20 protein-coding genes are annotated in these 21,226 nt (G+C 70.1%); 15 read left to right on the plus strand and 5 right to left on the minus strand.

Features of this window, described 5'->3' with window-relative positions:
* Positions 1–47: 47 nt before the first annotated feature.
* The 7 genes from rsmD (at position 48) to mutM (ending at position 5,193) form a co-directional block, all read left to right on the plus strand.
* Positions 48–632 carry a 16S rRNA (guanine(966)-N(2))-methyltransferase RsmD gene (rsmD, locus tag ACFPIH_RS21640; protein WP_381174598.1) on the plus strand — a complete coding sequence of 195 codons (585 nt, stop codon included), beginning with the start codon at positions 48–50 and terminating at the stop codon, positions 630–632.
* A gap of 26 nt (positions 633–658) precedes the next feature.
* Positions 659–1,138, plus strand: a complete 480-nt coding sequence (coaD, locus tag ACFPIH_RS21645) for a pantetheine-phosphate adenylyltransferase (protein ID WP_381174709.1) — start codon at positions 659–661, stop codon at positions 1,136–1,138.
* A 58-nt stretch (positions 1,139–1,196) separates the two neighbouring features.
* Positions 1,197–2,327 (plus strand): ATP synthase F0 subunit B, encoded by a 1,131-nt coding sequence (locus ACFPIH_RS21650; RefSeq protein ID WP_381174600.1) that lies wholly within the window; start codon positions 1,197–1,199, stop codon positions 2,325–2,327.
* Positions 2,328–2,488: 161 nt separating this feature from the next.
* Positions 2,489–3,142, plus strand: a complete 654-nt coding sequence (locus ACFPIH_RS21655; RefSeq protein WP_381174602.1) for a YceD family protein — start codon at positions 2,489–2,491, stop codon at positions 3,140–3,142.
* A 2-nt stretch (positions 3,143–3,144) separates the two neighbouring features.
* Positions 3,145–3,318 (plus strand): 50S ribosomal protein L32, encoded by a 174-nt coding sequence (rpmF, locus tag ACFPIH_RS21660; protein WP_003951102.1) that lies wholly within the window; start codon positions 3,145–3,147, stop codon positions 3,316–3,318.
* A gap of 19 nt (positions 3,319–3,337) precedes the next feature.
* A complete protein-coding gene (rnc, locus tag ACFPIH_RS21665; RefSeq protein ID WP_381174712.1) occupies positions 3,338–4,171 on the plus strand; it encodes a ribonuclease III in 834 nt (277 codons plus the stop codon).
* A gap of 161 nt (positions 4,172–4,332) precedes the next feature.
* Positions 4,333–5,193 (plus strand): bifunctional DNA-formamidopyrimidine glycosylase/DNA-(apurinic or apyrimidinic site) lyase, encoded by an 861-nt coding sequence (mutM, locus tag ACFPIH_RS21670; protein WP_381174604.1) that lies wholly within the window; start codon positions 4,333–4,335, stop codon positions 5,191–5,193.
* Here the strand turns inward: mutM and ACFPIH_RS21675 are convergent.
* On the minus strand, positions 5,166–5,567 hold the full coding sequence (locus ACFPIH_RS21675) for a winged helix-turn-helix transcriptional regulator (protein ID WP_381174606.1): 402 nt from the start codon (positions 5,565–5,567) through the stop codon (positions 5,166–5,168). The two genes, mutM and ACFPIH_RS21675, sit on opposite strands and share 28 nt — an antisense overlap.
* A gap of 122 nt (positions 5,568–5,689) precedes the next feature.
* Complete coding sequence (locus ACFPIH_RS21680) at positions 5,690–6,886, minus strand: CAP domain-containing protein (protein ID WP_381174714.1); 1,197 nt, start codon at positions 6,884–6,886, stop codon at positions 5,690–5,692.
* 142 nt (positions 6,887–7,028) lie between these two features.
* Here ACFPIH_RS21680 and ACFPIH_RS21685 point away from each other — a divergent pair, with 142 nt between their 5' ends.
* The 4 genes from ACFPIH_RS21685 to ACFPIH_RS21700 all read left to right on the plus strand — a co-directional run bounded on the left by ACFPIH_RS21685 (position 7,029) and on the right by ACFPIH_RS21700 (position 13,470).
* Positions 7,029–7,310 (plus strand): acylphosphatase, encoded by a 282-nt coding sequence (locus ACFPIH_RS21685; RefSeq protein WP_381174608.1) that lies wholly within the window; start codon positions 7,029–7,031, stop codon positions 7,308–7,310.
* Between the two features lie 378 nt (positions 7,311–7,688).
* Complete coding sequence (locus tag ACFPIH_RS21690; RefSeq protein ID WP_030793895.1) at positions 7,689–7,892, plus strand: hypothetical protein; 204 nt, start codon at positions 7,689–7,691, stop codon at positions 7,890–7,892.
* 222 nt (positions 7,893–8,114) lie between these two features.
* Entirely contained in the window at positions 8,115–11,885 is a 3,771-nt protein-coding gene (locus tag ACFPIH_RS21695) for an AAA family ATPase (protein ID WP_381174610.1), read from the plus strand.
* A 163-nt stretch (positions 11,886–12,048) separates the two neighbouring features.
* Positions 12,049–13,470 (plus strand): sugar porter family MFS transporter, encoded by a 1,422-nt coding sequence (locus ACFPIH_RS21700; RefSeq protein WP_381174612.1) that lies wholly within the window; start codon positions 12,049–12,051, stop codon positions 13,468–13,470.
* A 126-nt stretch (positions 13,471–13,596) separates the two neighbouring features.
* On the opposite strand, the gene ACFPIH_RS21705 is transcribed toward ACFPIH_RS21700, so the two are convergent.
* Together ACFPIH_RS21705 and ACFPIH_RS21710 are read right to left on the minus strand one after the other, a co-directional pair.
* On the minus strand, positions 13,597–13,974 hold the full coding sequence (locus ACFPIH_RS21705) for a hypothetical protein (RefSeq protein WP_381174614.1): 378 nt from the start codon (positions 13,972–13,974) through the stop codon (positions 13,597–13,599).
* A 53-nt stretch (positions 13,975–14,027) separates the two neighbouring features.
* Positions 14,028–15,002, minus strand: coding sequence for an LLM class flavin-dependent oxidoreductase (locus tag ACFPIH_RS21710; protein ID WP_381174616.1), 975 nt, complete (start codon positions 15,000–15,002; stop codon positions 14,028–14,030).
* Between the two features lie 321 nt (positions 15,003–15,323).
* On the opposite strand from ACFPIH_RS21710, the gene ftsY reads away from it, so the two are divergent.
* Positions 15,324–16,529 carry a signal recognition particle-docking protein FtsY gene (gene ftsY / locus ACFPIH_RS21715; RefSeq protein WP_381174619.1) on the plus strand — a complete coding sequence of 402 codons (1,206 nt, stop codon included), beginning with the start codon at positions 15,324–15,326 and terminating at the stop codon, positions 16,527–16,529.
* Between the two features lie 98 nt (positions 16,530–16,627).
* Here ftsY and ACFPIH_RS21720 read toward each other — a convergent pair whose 3' ends face one another.
* Complete coding sequence (locus ACFPIH_RS21720) at positions 16,628–17,284, minus strand: bifunctional DNA primase/polymerase (RefSeq protein ID WP_381174621.1); 657 nt, start codon at positions 17,282–17,284, stop codon at positions 16,628–16,630.
* A gap of 448 nt (positions 17,285–17,732) precedes the next feature.
* Between ACFPIH_RS21720 and nsdA the strand changes: the two genes are divergently transcribed.
* The 3 genes from nsdA to ACFPIH_RS21735 all read left to right on the plus strand — a co-directional run bounded on the left by nsdA (position 17,733) and on the right by ACFPIH_RS21735 (position 21,212).
* A complete protein-coding gene (nsdA, locus tag ACFPIH_RS21725) occupies positions 17,733–19,217 on the plus strand; it encodes a transcriptional repressor NsdA (RefSeq protein ID WP_381174623.1) in 1,485 nt (494 codons plus the stop codon).
* Between the two features lie 328 nt (positions 19,218–19,545).
* Entirely contained in the window at positions 19,546–20,877 is a 1,332-nt protein-coding gene (locus ACFPIH_RS21730) for an ammonium transporter (RefSeq protein ID WP_381174625.1), read from the plus strand.
* Positions 20,874–21,212, plus strand: coding sequence for a P-II family nitrogen regulator (locus ACFPIH_RS21735; protein ID WP_006379495.1), 339 nt, complete (start codon positions 20,874–20,876; stop codon positions 21,210–21,212). Before ACFPIH_RS21730 ends, ACFPIH_RS21735 begins: the two co-directional genes overlap by 4 nt.
* Positions 21,213–21,226 lie beyond the last annotated feature (14 nt).

Raw genomic sequence — 21,226 nt, forward strand, 5'->3', positions numbered from 1 at the left:
GACCAGCCACACTGAACCTCAAAGCCGCCCACAACCAAGGACCCAAGATGACCCGCGTGATCGCCGGCACAGCCGGCGGGCGCCGCCTGGCGGTCCCGCCGGGCAACGGAACCCGTCCCACTTCCGACCGCGCCCGCGAGGGCCTCTTCTCCACCTGGCAGTCCCTCCTCGGCCGCCCTCTCGACGGCGAACGGGTCCTGGACCTCTACGCCGGATCAGGAGCCGTGGGCCTGGAGGCACTCTCGCGCGGCGCCGGCCACACCCTCCTCGTCGAAGCCGACGCGAGAGCCGCCCGCACAGTCAGGGAAAACGTAAGAAACCTCGGCCTCCCCGGCGCCGAGGTAAGAGCGGGCAAGGCCCAGCAAGTGATCCAGACGGCGCCGACACAGCCGTACGACCTCGTTTTCCTCGACCCGCCCTACGCCGTCTCGGACGACGATCTTCGGGAGATTCTGCTCACACTCCGCTCGGGGGGCTGGCTCGTAGCGGAAGCGCTCGTCACCGTGGAGCGCAGTACCAGAGGCGGAGAGTTCGGCTGGCCGGACGGTTTCGAAGGGCTACGGGCCCGTCGCTACGGCGAGGGAACGTTTTGGTACGGTCGCGCCGCCTCTACGTGCGAAGACGCACGATGACCGGACCGGAGAGCGAGGGATCACTAGTGCGCCGCGCCGTCTGTCCCGGGTCGTTCGACCCGATCACCAACGGACACCTCGACATCATTTCCCGCGCCTCCCGTCTGTACGACGAGGTCTATGTCGCGGTCATGATCAACAAGTCCAAGAAGGGCCTGTTCGAGATCGACGAGCGGATCAACCTGATCCGCGAGGTCACCGCCAAGTACGGCAATGTACGCGTCGAGGCCTTCCACGGCCTCCTCGTCGACTTCTGCAAGCAGCGCGACATCCCCGCGATCGTCAAGGGCCTGCGCGCCGTCAGCGACTTCGACTACGAACTGCAGATGGCCCAGATGAACAACGGGCTGTCCGGCGTCGAGACGCTCTTCGTGCCCACCAACCCCACCTACAGCTTCCTTTCCTCCTCCCTGGTCAAGGAGGTCGCGACCTGGGGCGGAGACGTCGCACACCTGGTTCCCCCGGAGGTTCTGGAAGCCCTGAACAAGCGGCTCCGCAGGGACTGATGGGGCTACAGTCGTCCCGTCCGTCTCCAACACAGCTGTAGAGAGTGGCGAGCAACCGGTGGACGTGCAGAAGAAGCTCGACGAGATCGTCACGGCGGTCTCCAGCGCCCGGTCCATGCCCATGTCGGCATCGTGCGTGATCAACCGCGCCGAGCTGCTCGCCCTGCTGGAAGAGGTGCGTGCGGCCCTGCCCGACTCGCTCGCGGAAGCCGAGGAACTGATCGGCGGCCGGGAGCAGATGGTCGAGCAGGCCCGCCAGGAGGCCGAGCGGATCATCTCCACCGCGCACGCCGAGCGCGGCTCCCTGATCTCCGACACCGAGATCGCCCGCCGCTCCCAGAACGAGGCCGACCGCATCCTCGCCGACGCCCGCAAGGAGGCCGAGGAGATCCGCGCGGAGGCCGACGACTACGTCGACTCCAAGCTCGCCAACTTCGAGGTCGTCCTCACCAAGACCATCGGCTCGGTCGGCCGGGGTCGCGAGAAGCTGCTGGGCACCGGCCCGGGCCCGGACGGCCAGGGGTACCTGGACCCCGAGGACGACGACGCCCCGGAGCGCAGCCACGACCCCGAGACCCTGCGCAAGGACGCCGACGCCTATGTCGACGTCAAGCTCGGCGCGTTCGAGGCGGTGCTCTCCAAGACCCTGGAGGCCGTCGGCAAGGGCCGGCAGAAGCTGCACGGCCGGATCGCCAGCGACGATCTCGGCGCCCTCGCCGACGACACCACGACCTTCCAGCACTCCTCCGACGCCGACTACCTCGCCGACCTGGCCGCCCTCGCAGACCAGGACGCCCGCGCCGAGCAGGCCGCGGTGGCGCAGGCGCCGTACGAGCAGCCGCAGGAGGCATACGCCTTCCAGCAGCAGCCGGACCCGTACGCCGACACCTACGCCCAGCAGGGCTACGTCCAGCAGGCCGACCCCTACGGCTACCAGCACGCCGACCCCTATTCCCCCACCTTCGACTACGCTCAGGCGGGAGGGGCCCCCATCCAGGGCTACGCCCCCCAGCAGGCGGCGTACGACCCCCAGCAGACCGCCGGGCAGACCCCTCAGCAGGACCAGCCGGACCAGGTCCCGCAGCAGCAGTCGCAGGCGGGCTACGCCCTGGACGAGACCAGCCTCTTCGACACCGGCATGATCAGCGCCGAGCAGCTGCGCGCCTACGAGCAGGGCCGCGGCCTCTGAGGACGGCCGGGGACGACCCGGATTGGGCTGTGGGCGAATGCTCCAGTATCCTGGCTCTTCGGTCGCGTGTGCGCTTCGGTGTTTCCGTATACGCCCGCGATCAGCGCTGCCCGGGAACACCGAATGCAGCGTCCCCCGAGTTCACCAGATCGAAAGCAGGAATGGCCCTGAACGCCCGCCTCGACCACCGCAACCCCCTCGTGTTCGACACACACGAGCTGGGTCGGCGTCCTGGCGCGCTGCAGCGCCTGACCCGTGAGATCGACGCCCCAAAGGATCTGGGGATCCAGGGGGTCATCGGAGTGCCGGAAGGCGCCCCGGTGGCGCTCGGACTCCGCCTGGAGTCGGTCATGGACGGTGTGCTGGTCACCGGCACCGCCCGTGCACGGGCCAAGGGGGAGTGCGTAAGGTGTCTGGAGCCGCTCGAGCAGAAGGTCGAAGCGGACTTCCAGGAGATGTTCTCGTACCCTGACGCCGACGACCGGGGCCGCCCCAAAGCGGAGCCGGCCGACGACGCCGAGGACGACGAGGACAGGCTCTTCATCGAGGACGGCCTGTTCGACCTCGAACCCGTGCTGCGCGACGCGGTGGTGCTCGCACTGCCGATGCAGCCGGTGTGCCAGGACGACTGCCCCGGCCTGTGCTCCGAGTGCGGAGCCCGGCTGGCGGACGACCCGGGCCACCACCACGACGCCGTCGACATCCGTTGGGCGGCACTGCAGGGACTCGCCGGTTCACTCGAAGACGGCGAGAAGGACGAGATCAGTGGTGAAGCGCCTCGATCGGCGCGCGCCAACGAGAAGCAGGAGAAGTAGCCGTGGCTGTTCCGAAGCGGAAGATGTCGCGCAGCAACACGCGCCACCGCCGGTCGCAGTGGAAGGCTGCGGTCCCCACCCTGGTTGCGTGCGAGCGCTGCCACGAGCCCAAGCAGCAGCACATCGCGTGCCCGTCTTGCGGCACCTACAACAAGCGCCAGGTCCTCGAGGTCTGAGCGGCTGGTGAGAGGCACTGTGTCCACGCCGAAGAAGAACTCAGCGGACAACCAGGCCTCGTCCCACACGCTTCTGGAAGGGCGGCTCGGCTACCAGCTCGAGTCCGCCCTTCTGGTGCGTGCGCTGACCCACCGTTCCTACGCATATGAGAACGGCGGCCTGCCGACGAACGAGCGGCTGGAGTTCCTCGGGGACTCCGTGCTCGGCCTCGTCGTCACGGACACGCTGTACCGCACCCACCCCGACCTGCCCGAAGGCCATCTGGCCAAGCTGCGGGCCGCGGTGGTCAACTCACGTGCGTTGGCGGAGGTCGGCCGCGGCCTCGACCTGGGCTCCTTCATCCGGCTCGGCCGTGGTGAAGAGGGCACGGGCGGCCGGGACAAGGCGTCCATCCTCGCCGACACCCTTGAAGCGGTGATCGGCGCGGTCTATCTCGACCAGGGCCTCGACGCGGCCTCCGAACTGGTGCACCGCCTGTTCGACCCGCTGATCGAGAAGTCCTCGAACCTCGGTGCCGGCCTGGACTGGAAGACCAGTCTCCAGGAGCTCACCGCGACCGAAGGGCTCGGTGTTCCCGAGTACCTGGTCACGGAGACCGGCCCCGACCACGAGAAGACCTTCACTGCTGCCGCCCGCGTCGGAGGCGTCTCGTACGGCACCGGCACCGGCCGCAGCAAGAAGGAGGCGGAGCAGCAGGCCGCCGAGTCCGCATGGCGGTCCATCCGGGCCGCGGCGGACGAGCGCGCCAAGGAGGCGAAGGAGGCGAAAGCGGTCCAGGCCGCAGCAGCCGCCGAAGCCGCCGCCGGCGCGGACTCCGAGTCTGAGTCCCAGTCCGAGTCCGCCTCCGCCTGACGAACACCGCCACCCTTGCCTCGGCCCCGTCCTCACGGGACCGAGGCAAGGGTGGTGCGCAGGTCACCCTCTGTTCGCGCCGCGCCTTTCTGCCCCAGGCGCCGACGACGACTCCCGGGCCGTCGCGGGGAGCGCAGCGGGATCCGAGCCGAAGGAGAACCGTGCCCGAGTTGCCCGAGGTCGAGGTCGTGCGGCGGGGGCTTGAGCGGTGGGTCGCCCTGCGCACGGTCGCCGAGGTCGAGGTGCTGCACCCGCGTGCCGTACGCCGTCACCTCGCCGGCGCCGACGACTTCGCGCACCGCCTCAAGGGGCAGCGGATCGGAGCCCCCAGCCGTCGCGGCAAGTACCTGTGGCTGCCGCTGGCCGATACGGACCAGGCGATCCTGGCCCACCTCGGGATGAGCGGGCAGCTGCTGGTCCAGCCGCACGTGGCGCCGGACGAGAAGCACCTCAGGATCCGCGTGCGATTCGCCGACGAGACGGACACCGAACTGCGCTTCGTCGACCAGCGCACCTTCGGCGGCCTGTCCCTGCACGACACCACGCCGGACGGTCTGCCCGACGTCATCGGGCACATCGCCCGCGACCCCCTCGACCCGCTGTTCGACGACGAGGCCTTCCACCAGGCCCTGCGGCGCAGGCGTACCACCATCAAACGGGCCCTGCTCGACCAGTCACTGATCAGCGGCGTCGGCAACATCTACGCGGACGAGGCGCTGTGGCGCTCCCGCCTGCACTACGACCGCCCGACGGGCACCTTCACCCGCCCCCGCAGCCTCGAACTCCTCCGGCATGTCCGGGATGTCATGAACGCGGCGCTCGCCGTCGGCGGCACCAGCTTCGACAGCCTGTACGTCAACGTCAACGGCGAGTCGGGCTACTTCGACCGCTCCCTGGACGCGTACGGCCGTGAGGGGCTGCCCTGCAAAAGGTGCGGCTCCCCGATGCGCAGGCGGGCCTGGATGAACCGGTCCAGCTACTTCTGCCCGCAGTGTCAGAGGGCGCCGCGCGTCTCGTCGTAGCGCACCCGGGCGGACAGGACGTCGTCCATCCGCTCCTCCACGCAGTGGATGAGGGACAGCAGCCGCTCGGCGACCTCGCGGCCCAGCGGCGTGAGTTCGTAGTCCACGCGCGGCGGGTTGGTCGGCTGCGCCTCGCGGTGCACCAGTCCGTCGCGTTCCAGCGCGTGCAGTGTCTGGGAGAGCATCTTCTCGCTCACGCCGTCGACCCGGCGGCGCAGTTCGTTGAAGCGCAGCGAACCCTCGTACAGCGCGCCGAGCGTCAGTCCGCCCCAGCGGCCCGTGATGTGCTCCAGCGTGCCGCGCGACGGACAGGCCTTGGCGAACACGTTGTACGGGAGGTCCTGTTCCTCCGGACACTCCTGGGTGATGGTCATGCCACAAGCGTACGCGAAGGTAGCGCTAACCAACAGATTGCACTAACCGGAAGTTAGTGCTCGCTGTCGGCGGCGCTCACCGCCGGACTGCTTGATCGTTTCTGCAGAATCCCTGGTGAGACCTAGTAGCCGAAGTCCTGCGTCCACCAGGGCCCGCCGGACCCGAAGTGGACACCGACGCCCAGCGTCTTGAAGTCGCAGTTCAGGATGTTCGCCTTGTGGCCGGGGCTGTTCATCCAGGCCTCCATCACGGCGGCGGCGTCGGCCTGCCCCCGGGCTATGTTCTCGCCGCCGAGTTCGGTGATGCCGGCCTTCTCGGCCCGGTCCCACGGGGTCAGCCCGTCCGGGTCGGTGTGGTCGAAGAAGCCCCGCGCGGCCATGTCGTCGCTGAACTTCTCGGCGAGGTCCGACAGCGAGCTGTTCGCGGACAGGGCGCTGCAGCCGACCTTGGCCCGCTCCTCGTTCACCAGCTTCAGCACCTGGGCCGCCGCCTGTACCTCGGCGGAGATGGTGCTCGGGGTCTCCGCCGCCTGCGGGGCCTTCGTGGGGGTCTTCTTCGAAGGGGGCGCCGTGGTCGGCTCCTTCGAGGGGGTGACCTCGGGCTTCTTCTCGGCCTCGGGCGCCGATGTGCTCGGCGCGGGCTTCGAGGGTGCCGGGGAGGCAGAGGTGGAGGTCGAGGCGGAGGCGGAGGTCGAGGCGGAGGCGGAGGCGGACGGCGTGGTCGAGCGGCCGGCGTCGCGGCTGGTCGACGTACCGCCCCGCTCGCCGGTGTCGGCGGAACCGGAGGTGCCGCCGAACTCGGAGGCCGAGTTGCTGGGGCTGTCGGCGGCCTGCACGTTGTCGTTACCGCCGCCGCTGCCGCCGCCGAGCTTGTAGTTCTCCAGACCCGGCACCACACCCGTGGCCACCGCGACGGTGCCGAGGGCGACCGCCGCGGACACGCCGAGGATGCCCGTCTTGACCGGAGTCACGGCCTTCTTCCTGCGACGGCGCCCCGTGCCGCCTCGCCCGGAGCCGGGCCGCAGCGCACCCTCGTCCGGCGTGAAGCCGTCGGCCGGGAACAGGGCCGTGTCGTAGGGGTCGCCGGGAAAGCGCTCGAAGCGGTCGCTTTCCGTCGCGTACAGGTAGTTCTGACTCCTCGCGACCGTGTCGGCATAGGCCTCGGGGTTCAGGTACGGCGCGATGCCGAGTGTGTCCGGACCGCCGAGGGAGGAGCCCCCGGCGTCGTGGCTTTCCGCGTACGAGCCGTGCGTCTGTGTGACCCCCGTGGCGCGGCTTGTGGCGGCGCGGCCGGCGGCGGAGCGTCGGTGGCGTCCCATGTCCTTGCCTTCCTCGTCCATACGGTCTACCTGAATCACTCGATCGAGTGAGTTTCATATGAGAATCGTTGGGTGGGGACGGTACCGCATGGGGCCGGGGGAGGAAGTGCCCCGAGAGACTTTGCCCGGTTAGGTTGCAGCCATGAGCGAGGATGTACGGCTGGTCGCCTGGGTGCGCGGACATGTCCAGGGTGTGGGTTTCCGCTGGTTCACGAGGGCGAAGGCACTGGAGATCGGCGGGCTGAGTGGCTTTGCTCTCAATTTGGCCGACGGACGGGTCCAGATCGTCGCGGAGGGCGCCCGTGAAGGCTGCGAGGGGCTGCTCGGCTGGCTGACCGGAGCCGACACGCCCGGGCATGTGGACGGAGTCACAGAGATATGGGACACACCGCGCGGCGGCTACGACGGCTTCGCCATCCGCTGACCGTTCTGCTCGCGATCGCCGCGGGCGGGTGCCCGAAACTGCCGCCGGGCGCCTGCTCCGGCGGAAAGGGGCAGGTGGTTGCCAGGAAACGCTTGCGGTGGGAAGCTGCGCACGCAAGGATGATCGCCAGGTCCCGAGGGCCCCGCGGGAGTCGCAGCGCCGCCGTTCCGGCCGCGCGCCACCGGGCAGCCCGCCTTTGCGGGGCGTGATCGTGTTGACCGTCAAACTTTTTGGTGAGACGCTGAAAGCCCCGCGCACCTTAGCTGTTTGGCATGGATGAACAGCAGTAAAACCAACATCCTGGCGGACACCGCGGGTGCGATTCCCTCACGACCCACACCGCTTCGGTCGGTCACTCAGTGTGGAGGACCATCCATCATGGCAAAGGCGCTTCTCGGTTACGTCGGCGGCTCCGACCCGCGACTCCTCGCCGAGATGCGACGGCTCCAGCAGCGCGTCCAGGACCTCGAATCCGAGCTCGGACGGATTCAGGCCGAGAACGACGCTCTCACGGCTGCCGCTTCTCACGACAGGTTCATGGAGAGCATCGACGCACACCAGGCGGAGCCTGCGCTCACCTGATCGCTGCACCGCTCTACGACAGTCCACGCAGCGGTTGGGCAGCACAACAACCGCGTCGGACCGCTTAAGTTGTCAGAAGTTGCAAGGGACGCTTCGGCGTCCCTTCTTTCTTGCCCCCGCCCACCCTTTCAGTCTCTTTAACGTGTGGTCTGCCCTGAGCGTTCATGGGTGAAACCGCTCGTTCATGGAGTGGGGCATCGCCGACGGGTAAAGTCCAGCGGCGTGCACCTCAAGGCCCTGACCCTCCGAGGGTTCAAGTCGTTCGCCTCAGCGACCACGCTCCGGTTCGAACCGGGAATCACGTGCGTCGTCGGGCCCAACGGCTCGGGCAAGTCCAACGTCGTCGACGCCCTCAGCTGGGTCATGGGCGAACAGGGCGCCAAGTCGCTGCGCGGCGGCAAGATGGAGGACGTCATCTTCGCCGGCACCACCGGGCGCCCGCCGCTGGGCCGCGCCGAGGTGTCCCTGACCATCGACAACACCGACGGTGCCCTGCCCATCGAGTACGCCGAGGTCACCATCACGCGGATCATGTTCCGCAACGGCGGCAGCGAGTACCAGATCAACGGCGACACCTGCCGGCTGCTCGACATCCAGGACCTTCTCTCCGACTCCGGTATCGGCCGCGAGATGCACGTCATCGTCGGCCAGGGCCAGCTCGACTCCGTGCTGCACGCCGACCCGATGGGCCGTCGCGCCTTCATCGAGGAGGCGGCGGGTGTACTGAAACACCGCAAACGCAAAGAGAAGGCCCTCCGCAAGCTGGACGCGATGCAGGCCAACCTCGCGCGCGTGCAGGACCTGACGGACGAGCTGCGGCGCCAGCTCAAGCCCCTCGGCAGGCAGGCCGCGGTCGCGCGCCGGGCCGCCGTCATCCAGGCCGACCTGCGCGACGCCCGTCTCCGCCTCCTCGCCGACGATCTCGTACGGCTCCGGGAGGCGCTCCAGGCCGAAGTGGCCGACGAGGCCGCGCTCAAGGAACGCAAGGAGGCCGCCGAGGAGGAGCTGCGCAAGGCCCTCCAGCGCGAGGCGCTCCTCGAGGACGAGGTCCGCCGGCTCTCGCCCCGCCTCCAGCGCGCCCAGCAGACCTGGTACGAGCTCTCCCAGCTCGCCGAACGTGTCCGCGGCACGATCTCGCTCGCCGACGCGCGCGTGAAGAGCGCCACCTCCGCGCCGCCCGAGGAACGGCGGGGCCGTGACCCCGAGGACATGGAGCGCGAGGCCGCCCGTGTCCGCGAGCAGGAGGCCGAGCTGGAGGCCGCCCTGGAGGCGGCCCAGCACGCCCTCGACGACACCGTCTCCCATCGCGCCGACCTGGAGCGCGAACTCGCCGTCGAGGAACGGCGCCTGAAGGACGCGGCCCGCGCCATCGCCGACCGCCGCGAGGGCCTTGCCCGGCTGAACGGCCAGGTCAACGCGGCCCGCTCGCGCGCGGCTTCGGCCCAGGCCGAGATCGACCGGCTGGCCGCCACCCGCGACGAGGCCCAGGAACGGGCCTTCGCCGCGCAGGAGGAGTACGAGACCCTGAAGGCGGAGGTCGACGGCCTCGACGCGGGCGACGCGGAACTCGGCGAGCGGCACGACGCGGCGAAACGGCAACTGGCGGAGGCGGAGGCCGCACTGTCCGCCGCCCGCGAGGCGGCCACCGAGGCCGAACGCCGCCGCGCCGCGACCCGGGCCCGTCACGAGGCGCTCGCCCTCGGCCTGCGCCGCAAGGACGGTACGGGCGCGCTCCTCGCCGCGAAGGACCGGCTCGGCGGCCTGCTGGGTCCGGCCGCCGAACTCCTCACGGTCACCCCGGGCCACGAGGTCGCCCTGGCGGCGGCCTTCGGCGTGGCGGCCGACGCGATCGCCGTGACGACCCCCGCCTCCGCCACCGAGGCCATCCGCCTGCTCCGCAAACAGGACGCGGGCCGAGCGGCACTCCTCCTGGCGGGCGCCCCGGAGGAAACGGGTGGGAGACACGAGGGCGGCACCGGGGCGCACTCTCCCGGAGACCCGGACACGACAGCCGGACACGGCGCTGACGTCAGGCCGGCGTCCGGGGCGGGCTCGTCGGCCGTGGCCGGCGGCGTGGGGGCGGACCGGAGCTGGGGTGCCGGCCCGGGCGCCGGTGGCATCGGCGGTACGGGTTCGGCCGATGTCGCGCGGCCGGCCGCCCGTGCCGTCCCCGACGTGTCCCGTCCCTCCGGTCCTCCCTTCGCCGCCGAGCTCGTCCGGGGTCCCGCCGAGCTCATGCCCGCGGTACGGCGGCTGCTGCGCGGGATCGTCGTCGTCGGGACCCTGGAGGACGCCGAGCAGCTGGTGTACGCGCGGCCGGAGTTGACCGCTGTCACCGCCGAGGGCGATCTGCTCGGGGCGCACTTCGCGCAGGGCGGGTCGGCCGGGGCGCCCAGTCTGCTGGAGGTGCAGGCGTCCGTCGACGAGGCGGCCGCCGAGCTCGAGGAGCTCGCCGTGCGGTGCGAGGAGCTGACCGGGGCGCAGGGCGCGGCGGGGGAACGGCGCAAGGAGTGCGCCGCGTTCGTCGAGGAGCTGGGGGAGCGGCGGCGGGCCGCCGACCGGGAGAAGTCGGCCGTGGCCCAGCAGCTCGGGCGGCTGGCCGGGCAGGCGCGCGGTGCGGCGGGCGAGGCCGAGCGGTCGGTCGCCGCCGCCGCGCGGGCGCAGGACGCTCTCGACCGGGCCCTTGAGGAGGTCGAGGAGCTCGCCGAACGGCTGGCCGTCGCCGAGGAGATGCCGGTGGAGGAGGAGCCCGACACCTCGGTACGGGACCGGCTCGCCGCCGACGGGGCGAACGCCCGGCAGACCGAGATGGAGGCGCGGCTCCAGGTCCGTACGCACGAGGAACGGGTGAAGGGCCTCGCCGGACGGGCCGACTCGCTGGACCGGGCCGCGCGCGCGGAACGCGAGGCACGCGCGCGTGCCGAACAGCGGCGGGCGCGGCTGCGGCACGAGGCGGCCGTCGCCGAGGCCGTCGCCTCCGGCGCGCGGCAACTGCTCGCGCACGTCGAGGTGTCCATCGGGCGGGCGGACGCGGAGCGCGTCGCCGCCGAGGCCGCGAAGGCCCGGCGCGAGCAGGAGCTGGCCGCCGCGCGTACCGCGGGCCGCGACCTCAAGGCCGAACTCGACAAGCTGACCGATTCCGTCCACCGGGGCGAGGTGCTCGGCGCCGAGAAGCGGATGCGGATCGAGCAGCTGGAGACGAAGGCGTTGGAGGAGCTGGGGGTGGAGCCCGCCGGGCTCGTCTCCGAGTACGGCCCCCATCAGCTCGTACCGCCCTCCCCGCCCGCCGAGGGCGAGGTGCTGCCGGAGGACCCGGAGCATCCGCGCAACCAGCCCGTGCGTTTTCTGCGGTCCGAGCAGGAGAAGCGGCTGCGGGCGGCCGAGCGGGCGTACCAGCAGCTCGGCAAGGTGAACCCGCTCGCGCTGGAGGAGTTCGCCGCGCTGGAGGAGCGCCACAAGTTCCTCAGCGAGCAGCTGGAGGACCTGAAGAAGACCCGCGCCGACCTGCTTCAAGTGGTGAAGGAGGTCGACGAGCGCGTCGAGCAGGTCTTCACCGAGGCGTTCCGGGACACCGCTCTGCAGTTCGAGGGGGTCTTCAGCAGGCTGTTCCCGGGCGGGGAGGGGCGGTTGATCCTGACCGATCCCGACAACATGCTCACCACGGGTGTGGACGTGGAGGCCCGGCCACCGGGCAAGAAGGTCAAGCGGCTCAGCCTGCTCTCCGGCGGCGAGCGGTCGCTGACGGCCGTCGCGATGCTGGTGTCGATCTTCAAGGCGCGGCCCAGCCCGTTCTACGTCATGGACGAGGTCGAGGCCGCCCTCGACGACACCAACCTCCAGCGGCTGATCCGCATCATGCAGGAGTTGCAGGAGTCCTCACAGCTGATCGTGATCACCCACCAGAAGCGGACCATGGAGGTCGCCGACGCGCTGTACGGCGTGTCCATGCAGGGCGACGGTGTGTCGAAGGTGATCAGCCAGCGGCTGCGCTGAGGCATATGCCTTCAAGAAGTGAACTCAGGGCGCCACATGTGCCGTCCTTGTGTCTGTGATCTCACACCATTCTCGTGTTTGATTTTGAGTCTTGAAGGCATACGTTTCATCGGTGTTGGATTTACCTTCAGGTACCACCTATCTGGGGGTCCCCACGATGGAGATGAACGTGACCACAGCACAGGCACCCAAGTCAGGAGCCGGGACGGCTCATCCCGATCATCTCGGGCACGTCATCTTCATCGCGGCGGCAGCGGCGATGGGCGGCTTCCTCTTCGGCTACGACAGCTCCGTCATCAACGGCGCCGTCGAGGCCATCCGGGACCGCTACGACATCGGCTCCGCGGCCCTCGCCCAGGTCATCGCCATCGCGCTGATCGGCTGCGCGATCGGCGCCGCGACCGCCGGCCGGATCGCCGACCGCATCGGCCGGATCCGGGTCATGCAGATCGCCGCCGTGCTGTTCACCGTCAGCGCCGTCGGCTCGGCGCTCCCGTTCGCGCTGTGGGACTTCGCCCTCTGGCGGGTCGTCGGCGGCTTCGCCATAGGCATGGCCTCCGTCATCGGCCCCGCCTACATCGCCGAGGTCGCCCCGCCCGCCTACCGCGGCAGGCTCGGCTCCTTCCAGCAGGCCGCGATCGTCATCGGCATCGCCATCTCACAGCTGGTCAACTGGGGGCTGCTCAACTCCGCCGGCGGCGACCAGCGCGGTGAGCTGATGGGTCTGGAAGCCTGGCAGGTCATGCTCGGCGTGATGGTCGTCCCGGCCGTCCTCTACGGCCTGCTCTCCTTCGCGATCCCCGAGTCGCCCCGCTTCCTGATCTCCGTCGGCCGGCAGGAGCGCGCCCGCGAGATCCTGGCGGAGGTCGAGGGCGACAAGATCGACCTGCACGCGCGCGTGGCGGAGATCGAGCACGCGATGAAGAGCGAGCACAAGTCGACCTTCAAGGACCTGCTCGGCGGCTCCTTCTTCTTCAAGCCGATCGTCTGGGTCGGCATCGGCCTCTCGGTCTTCCAGCAGTTCGTCGGCATCAACGTCGCGTTCTACTACTCCTCGACGCTGTGGCAGTCGGTCGGCGTCGACCCGACGGAGTCGTTCTTCTACTCCTTCACGACCTCGATCATCAACATCCTCGGCACCGTGATCGCGATGATCTTCGTGGACCGCATCGGCCGCAGGCCGCTCGCCCTCATCGGCTCCGTGGGCATGGTGATCGGCCTCGGCCTGGAGGCCTGGGCCTTCTCCTACGACCTCGTCGACGGCAAGCTGCCGGCCACCCAGGGCTGGGTCGCCCTGATCGCCGCCCATGTCTTCGTCCTCTTCTTCGCCCTCTCCTGGGGCGTGGTCGTCTGGGTCTTCCTCGGCGAGATGTTCCCCAACCGGATCCGCGCCGCCGCCCTCGGTGTCGCCGCCTCCGCGCAGTGGATCGCCAACTGGGCCATCACCGCGAGCTTCCCGTCGCTGGCCGACTGGAACCTCTCCGCGACCTACGTGATCTACACGGCCTTCGCCGCGCTCTCCATCCCGTTCGTCCTGAAGTACGTCAAGGAGACGAAGGGCAAGGCCCTGGAGGAAATGGGCTGACCGGCCCCCCGAACCCGGGGAGAAGGGCCAAGTCCCCGCTGCCCCTCTCCCCGTACCCACGGCACACGCCGCCCCGGCTCACCCCCCCCGAGCCGGGGCGGCGTGTGCCGTACGGCACGGCGACGGTCACCAGATGACGATGCCCCCGCCCAGCTCCCGGGCGCGCAGCGCGGCCGCCTCGATGATGCGCAGCCGCACCTCCAGCTGCTCCCTGTGCTCCGTGAGGCCCCGCGGGTGCTGTGTGCGGGTGGCGATCAGTTCGAGATGCGTCCGCAACACCGCCACCTCCTCAAGCAGGGACGCCACCTCCCCGGCCTCCAGCCACAGGTCCCCGTCGGCCAGCACCGGCAGGAGCCGGGCCCCGAGCGAGCGCACCGCCTCCGACCCCCACACCGTGGTACGCCACACCTCGAAGCCGGCCGAGTCGTCCCACCCGTCCGGCACGTCCAGGATCCGCCGCTCGCCGTTCGTATCACGCAGGAACACGTCCACGCAGAGACTCATGGCCGCAGTCGATCACCCGGGGACGGGGCGGTCCAGGGGATACCGCTACGAATTCAGCTCGCCAGCCGCGGCAGCACCTCCTCCGCGAACAGCCGCAGGCTGCGCCAGCCCTCCTCCACCGGCATTCCGCCTGCCAGCGGGTGGAGTACGAGGTTGTCGAGATCCTGGGCCGTGCACTCTTCCGGGGTGAGGATGCGGTACACGCCCTCGGTGCGCAGGTCCTCGACCGTGGTCGCGGCCGAGCGCACCGCCGAGTGGACCCCGCCGCCGCTCTGCCAGGAGGCGTAGGTACGGGCCTCGTGCAGGAAGTGGCGGCCGTACTCGGACCACGTCCGGTCCGGGTCCTCGGCGATGTGCAGCAGCGGGGTCTCGGCGCCCGGCATCATCGTCCAGCCCTCGGTGCCGTACTCCACAAGGCGCTCCTTGTAGTACGACTCCAGCTCCGGCATGTGGGCGCTCGGGAAGAACGGCAGGCCCAGCCGCGCGGCCCTGCGGGCGGCGGCCTTCGACGAGCCGCCGACCAGGAGGAGGGGGTGCGGATCGGACGCCGGGCGCGGGGTGACCCGTACGGTACGGCCCCGGTACTCGAACTCCTCGCCCGTCCACGCCTTCAGTACGGTCTCCAGCAGCTCGTCCTGGAGCCGGCCGCGCTTCGTCCAGTCCACGCCGGCCCGGGCGTACTCCTCGGGCCGGTAGCCGATCCCGGCGACCGTGAGCAGCCGGCCGCCGCTGAGCAGGTCCAGTACGGCGATGTCCTCGGCCAGCCGCAGCGGGTCGTGCAGCGGGCCGATCACGGCCGACACGGTGACCGCGAGGCGCCGGGTCGCCCCCAGTACCGCGCCCGCGAAGACGAACGGCGACGGCAGCCAGTTGTTCTCGGCGCCGTGGTGCTCCTCGGTCTGGACGGTCGTGATCCCGTGCTCGTCGGCGTACCCGGCCATCTCCAGGGCGGCCCGGTAGCGGGCGCCGAGCTCGGCGGGGGTGGCGTCGGGGGCGACCAGGTTGAAACGTACGACGGTGACGGGCATGGGACCGATCCCCTTCGTCGGCGGTGTGGAGGGGACGGTAACTGACGAGTCGTCAGGTAGCCAGGGTGTGGCCGTGCGAGGTGCCGCCCGCAGACAATGGGGAGGGTGCGTCGCGGCCCACCGGATGGGCCGTGAGACACCCTGGGGACGCTGTTCCGCGTACCCGACGGCTTCCGCATACCGGTGCCGTTGTGACTCCGCCCCCGGGGGCTTCCCGGCCGACTTGCGGTGGGACGGCGGACCAGCCCGGCCCGGTGGGGCCTGTGGCCCCGTGTGGGCAACGAACGTCCGAGCGGTAGATCACGCCATACTGGACAGGCTATGGAAACCATCATCCTTGCTGTAGTCATCGCCGTGGTCGTGCTCGCGGTGCTCGGTGGGCTCGTCGTCGGCAGCCGGCGCAGGAAGCCGCTGCCCCCGCCTCCCCCCGCCGCGCCCGACATCACCGCGCCGCCGGCCGAGCCGCACGTAGGCGACGAGGCCGAGACGCCGCGCGACGAACCGCGCCGCACGATCGAGGAGGTGGACCTTCCCGACGGCGGCTCTACCGGGGTCGCGGTCGAGGAGCCACCTGTCGTCGAGGCTCCGCAGATCGAGATCCCGGAGCCCACCGCGGGGCGTCTCGTACGTCTCCGCACCCGTCTGTCCCGCTCCCAGAACGCCCTCGGCAAGGGGCTGCTCACGCTGCTCTCGCGCGAGCACCTCGACGAGGACACCTGGGAGGAGATCGAGGACACCCTGCTCACCGCCGACGTCGGTGTGGCGCCCACCCAGGAGCTGGTCGAGCGGCTGCGCGAACGGGTGCGGGTGCTCGGTACCCGCACCCCCGACGAGCTGCGCGCCCTGCTGCGCGAGGAACTGCTCGAGCTGATCGGCACGGAGGTGGACCGCACGGTGAAGACCGAGCCCGCGGACCGCAAGCCGGGCATCGTGATGGTCGTCGGGGTCAACGGCACCGGCAAGACCACCACCACCGGCAAGCTCGCGCGCGTGCTCGTCGCCGACGGCCGTACCGTCGTCCTCGGCGCCGCCGACACCTTCCGCGCCGCCGCCGCCGACCAGCTGCAGACCTGGGGCGAGCGGGTCGGTGCCCACACCGTGCGCGGCCCCGAGGCCGGCGATCCCGCCTCCGTGGCCTTCGACGCGGTGAAGGAGGGCAAGGAGATGGGGGTGGATGTGGTGCTGATCGACACCGCGGGCCGCCTGCACACCAAGACCGGGCTCATGGACGAGCTCGGGAAGGTCAAGCGGGTCGTCGAGAAGCACGCCCCGCTCGACGAGGTGCTGCTCGTCCTGGACGCCACCACCGGGCAGAACGGGCTCGTGCAGGCCCGGGTCTTCGCCGAGGTCGTCGACATCACCGGCATCGTGCTGACCAAGCTGGACGGCACGGCCAAGGGCGGCATCGTGGTCGCGGTGCAGCGGGAGCTGGGCGTCCCGGTCAAGCTCGTCGGACTCGGCGAGGGCGCGGACGACCTGGCGCCGTTCGAGCCGGAGGCGTTCGTTGACGCCCTTATCGGAGAGTGATCCACGGTCCCGGAACCGGGACCGCAGAAGCGCCCGTCCCCAAGATGCAGTTGGGGGCGGGCGCTTTGCTGTGTACGTCCGGGGAAGGGACGTACGGCCTATGCGCGTGAGCGGTGTGCCACGTACGCCAGGGTGCCGAGGAGCAGTCGGGCCTGCGGAGGCCGGGTCGCCGAGTCCAGGGCCGGGGCGCGCAGCCAGTGCACCGGGCCGAGGCCGGCCCGGTCGGAGGGCGGCGCCGAGACGAACGTACCGGGGCCGAGGCCGCGCAGGTCGAGGGCGGCCGGGTCGTCCCAGCCCATGCGGTAGAGGAGGCCGGTCAGGCCGGCGGCGGCGCCCGGGGCGACGAAGAACTGCGCGCGGCCCTCGGGGGTGACCGTGACCGGACCGAGCGGGAGCCCCATGCGCTCGAGGCGGACCAGGGCGCGGCGGCCGGCGGGCTCGGCCACGTCGATCACGTCGAAGGCGTGCCCGACCGGGAGCATCACCGAGGCGCCGGGGCACTCCGCCCAGGCCCTCGTCACGTCGTCCAGCGTGGCGCCGGCCGGGAGGCGCGGGGCGAACTCCAGGGGATGCGCGCCCGGTTCGCGGCACTCGGGACGGCCGCACGAACAACTGCCGGCCGAGGCCCTGGCGCCCGGTACGACGTCCCAGCCCCACAGCCCCGTGAACTCGGCGACGGCGGTGCACTCGGACGAGCGACCGCGCCTGCGCGCGCCGGAGCGGATCTCGCGAATGCCGCCGATCGTGAAGCCCATGCCCCCTCCAACGGGTTCGACGCATCGATGGTTACGTAACGGACTCATGCCGTAACTCTGCGTGCTTTCGGCGTCCGGCGGCCGCCTGTTGCAGGCGGCGTCCTGAAGCATTCCGGGTGGTGTGTTCGACTGCGCGCGCCCCTGAGTGCTCCGTTCCGCCCGCTTCCGGCCGTCATGTGTCAAGTGAATCGCCTACGGGTCATCGTTAGTTCATTCGAAGGGGTGGCGAATGGTGGCGTTTCCGGGATCGTCGTGGCTGAGGCCGTGATCGTAGGATTACTTTGAGTGTGCGGGTCCTGGGGGCACATGGCCTTGCGGGTATGCCGGAGGCAAGTCGCCTTTCCGTTCGAAGGGTGACAAGTACCGTACGGAGGGCCGTATTTACCGGCATTCTGATAAGGCTTGGCGCACTCGGTGACAAGTGGTCTCTAGGGATGGGGGCGTTCCAGTGAGCGGCAACGGCGGTAGCGGGAACAACGCTGCGAGCGCGGACAAGCGCTCGAACGAGCTGCTCACTTCGTGGTTCGTGCGCAGCGGCTGGTCGAAGGGTGAACTCGCCCGGCAAGTGAACCGCCGCGCACGGCAGTTGGGCGCCAACCACATCTCCACGGATACCTCCCGCGTGCGCCGCTGGCTGGACGGCGAGAACCCCCGCGAGCCCATCCCCAGGATCCTGTCCGAGCTGTTCTCCGAGCGGTTCGGCTGTGTCGTGTCCGTCGAGGACCTCGGTCTGCGCGCCGCCCGCCCGGTGCCCTCCGCGACCGGCGTCGACCTGCCCTGGACGGGCCCGCAGACGGTGTCCCTGCTCAGCGAGTTCTCGCGCAGCGACCTGATGCTGGCGCGGCGCGGCTTCCTCGGAACCTCGCTGGCCCTGTCCGCGGGCCCCACCCTCATCGAGCCCATGCAGCGCTGGCTCGTCCCCACGCCGCCCGCCCCGCTCCCGGAACCGGAGTCCGTCCCCACCAGCCGGGCCCGCGGCCGGCTGTCCCGGCCCGAGCTGGACCTGCTGGAGTCCACCACCGTGATGTTCCGGCAGTGGGACGCCCAGTGCGGCGGCGGTCTGCGCCGCAAGGCGGTCGTCGGACAGCTGCACGAGGTGACCGACCTGCTCCAGGAGCCCCAGCCCGCGGCCACCGCGAAGAAGCTCTTCAAGGTCGCTGCCGAGCTGGCCGAACTCGCCGGCTGGATGTCCTACGACGTAGGGCTCCAGCCGACGGCGCAGAAGTACTTCGTCCTCGCCCTGCACGCCGCCAAGGAGGCCGGTGACCGGCCGCTCGGCTCGTACGTCCTGTCCAGCATGAGCCGCCAGATGATCCACCTCGGACGGCCCGAGGACGCCCTCGAACTGATCCACCTCGCGCAGTACGGCAGCCGGGACTGCGCGAGCCCGCGCACCCAGTCCATGCTGTATGCGATGGAGGCCCGCGCCTACGCCAATATGGGCCAGCCCGGCCGGTGCAAACGGGCGGTGCGGATGGCCGAGGACACCTTCGCCGACGCGGGCGAGTGGGACGAGCCGGACCCCGACTGGATCCGCTTCTTCTCCGAGGCCGAGCTGTACGGCGAGAACAGCCACTCCTTCCGCGACCTCGCCTATGTCGCAGGACGCAGCCCCGCGTACGCCTCGCTCGCCGAGCCGCTGATGCAGAAGGCCGTCGAGCTGTTCGCCTCGGACGGCGACCACCAGCGGTCGTACGTGCTGAATCTGATCGGCATGGCCACCGTCCATCTGCTGCAGCGCGAGCCCGGGCAGAGCGCCCTGCTCGCCACCCAGGCCATGCAGGAGGCCAAGAAAGTGCGCTCCGAGCGCGTCAACACTCGTATTCGAAAGACCGTCGACAGCGCCGTACGCGATTTCGGTGATCTCTCCGAGGTCGTGGACCTGACCGAGCGGCTCACGATCGAGCTGCCGGAGACCGCCGAAGCGGTCTGACCAACGGGGTAAAACCCTTGAACCCCGGCCGCGGCCGGCCCTCCCGAACTGCCCGACTCGGCTCCCCCATGCCAGGTCATCGGAAGGCCGACCGCGGCCGGTTTCCTTCCCTCCCGGAAGGTTGCGCCACGATAACGATCCGCTCGGTGGACATCAGGCAGTTCACTCAGCCGTAACGTGCAGGGCGCCTTCGTCACGGTGGCGAAACAACGAGGGGCTTCCAACGAAACCGCGCTGCGTCAATCTCATGGCGCATAACCGGCCCACCCCTCATGACCGCTTTCTGGCTTCGCCCGCACGGGGCCGTACCTACGACGAGGAGACGCCGATGGCACCAGCCATCACGCTTGCCGCAGACAAGTTGTCTGCCGCCAACACAGGCTTCATGCTCATCTGTTCCGCTCTGGTGCTGATCATGACCCCGGGCCTCGCCTTCTTCTACGGAGGCATGGTCCGCGTCAAGAGCACCCTCAACATGCTGATGATGAGCTTCATCAGCATGGGCATCGTCACCATCCTGTGGGTGCTCTACGGCTTCTCCATGGCGTTCGGCACGGACCATGGCTCGATCATCGGCTGGGAGTCGGACTTCGTCGGCTGGACCGGCATCGACAAGGCCGACATCTGGTCCGGGTACACGATCCCGGTCTTCGTCTTCGCCGTCTTCCAGATGATGTTCGCGATCATCACGCCGGCCCTGATAAGCGGTGCGATCGCCGACCGGGTGAAGTTCACCGCCTGGTCGATCTTCGTCGTGCTGTGGGCGACGATCGTGTACTTCCCGGTCGCGCACTGGGTCTGGGGCACCGGAGGCTGGGCCTTCGAACTCGGAGTGATCGACTTCGCCGGTGGTACGGCGGTCCACATCAACGCCGGTGCCGCGGCGCTCGGCGTGATCCTCGTCATCGGCAAGCGCGTCGGCTTCAAGAAGGACCCGATGCGCCCGCACAGCATGCCGCTGGTCATGCTCGGCGCCGGTCTGCTGTGGTTCGGCTGGTTCGGCTTCAACGCCGGCTCGTGGCTCGGCAACGACGACGGCGTCGGCCCGCTGATGTTCGTCAACACGCAGATCGCCACCGCCGCCGCCATGATCGCCTGGCTCGCCTACGAGAAGATCCGCCACGGCGCGTTCACCACGCTGGGCGCAGCCTCCGGCGCGGTCGCCGGTCTGGTCGCGATCACCCCGTCCGGTGGCGCGGTCTCCCCGATGGGCGCGATCGCGGTCGGCGTCATCGCCGGTGTCGCCTGCGCAGCGGCGGTCGGCCTCAAGTACAAGTTCGGCTACGACGACTCCCTGGACGTCGTCGGCGTCCACCTGGTCGGCGGTGTCGTCGGCTCCCTGCTGATCGGCTTCTTCGCCAGCGGCAAGGGCCAGTCCGACGTCGAGGGCCTCTTCTACGGCGGCGGCCTGGACCAGTTCTGGAAGCAGTGCGCCGGTGTCTTCGCCGTCCTCGGCTACTCCCTGGTCGTCTCCGCGATCCTCGCCTTCCTCCTCGACAAGACCATCGGTATGCGGGTCAGTGAGGACGAGGAGATCTCCGGCATCGACCAGGCCGAGCACGCCGAGACCGCGTACGACTTCAGCGGCGCCGGTGGTGGTGCCGCCCGCAACGCAGTGCCCGCCGGTGCCGGCGCCGACAGCAAGAAGGTGGACGCATGAAGCTCATCACCGCCGTCGTCAAGCCCCACCGGCTCGACGAGATCAAGGAGGCCCTCCAGGCCTTCGGGGTCCACGGTCTGACGGTCACCGAGGCGAGCGGCTACGGTCGTCAGCGGGGCCACACCGAGGTCTACCGCGGCGCCGAGTACACGGTCGACCTGGTCCCCAAGATCCGCATCGAGGTGCTGGCCGAGGACGACGACGCCGAGGGTCTCATCGACGTCATCGTCAAGGCGGCCCGAACCGGCAAGATCGGTGACGGCAAGGTCTGGTCCCTCCCGGTCGAGACGGCCGTACGGGTCCGCACCGGTGAGCGCGGCCCGGACGCGCTCTGACGGAAGAACAGAAC

Source organism: Streptomyces vulcanius (assembly GCF_042653945.1).
GTDB classification, from domain to species: Bacteria; Actinomycetota; Actinomycetes; order Streptomycetales; family Streptomycetaceae; genus Streptomyces; species Streptomyces mangrovi.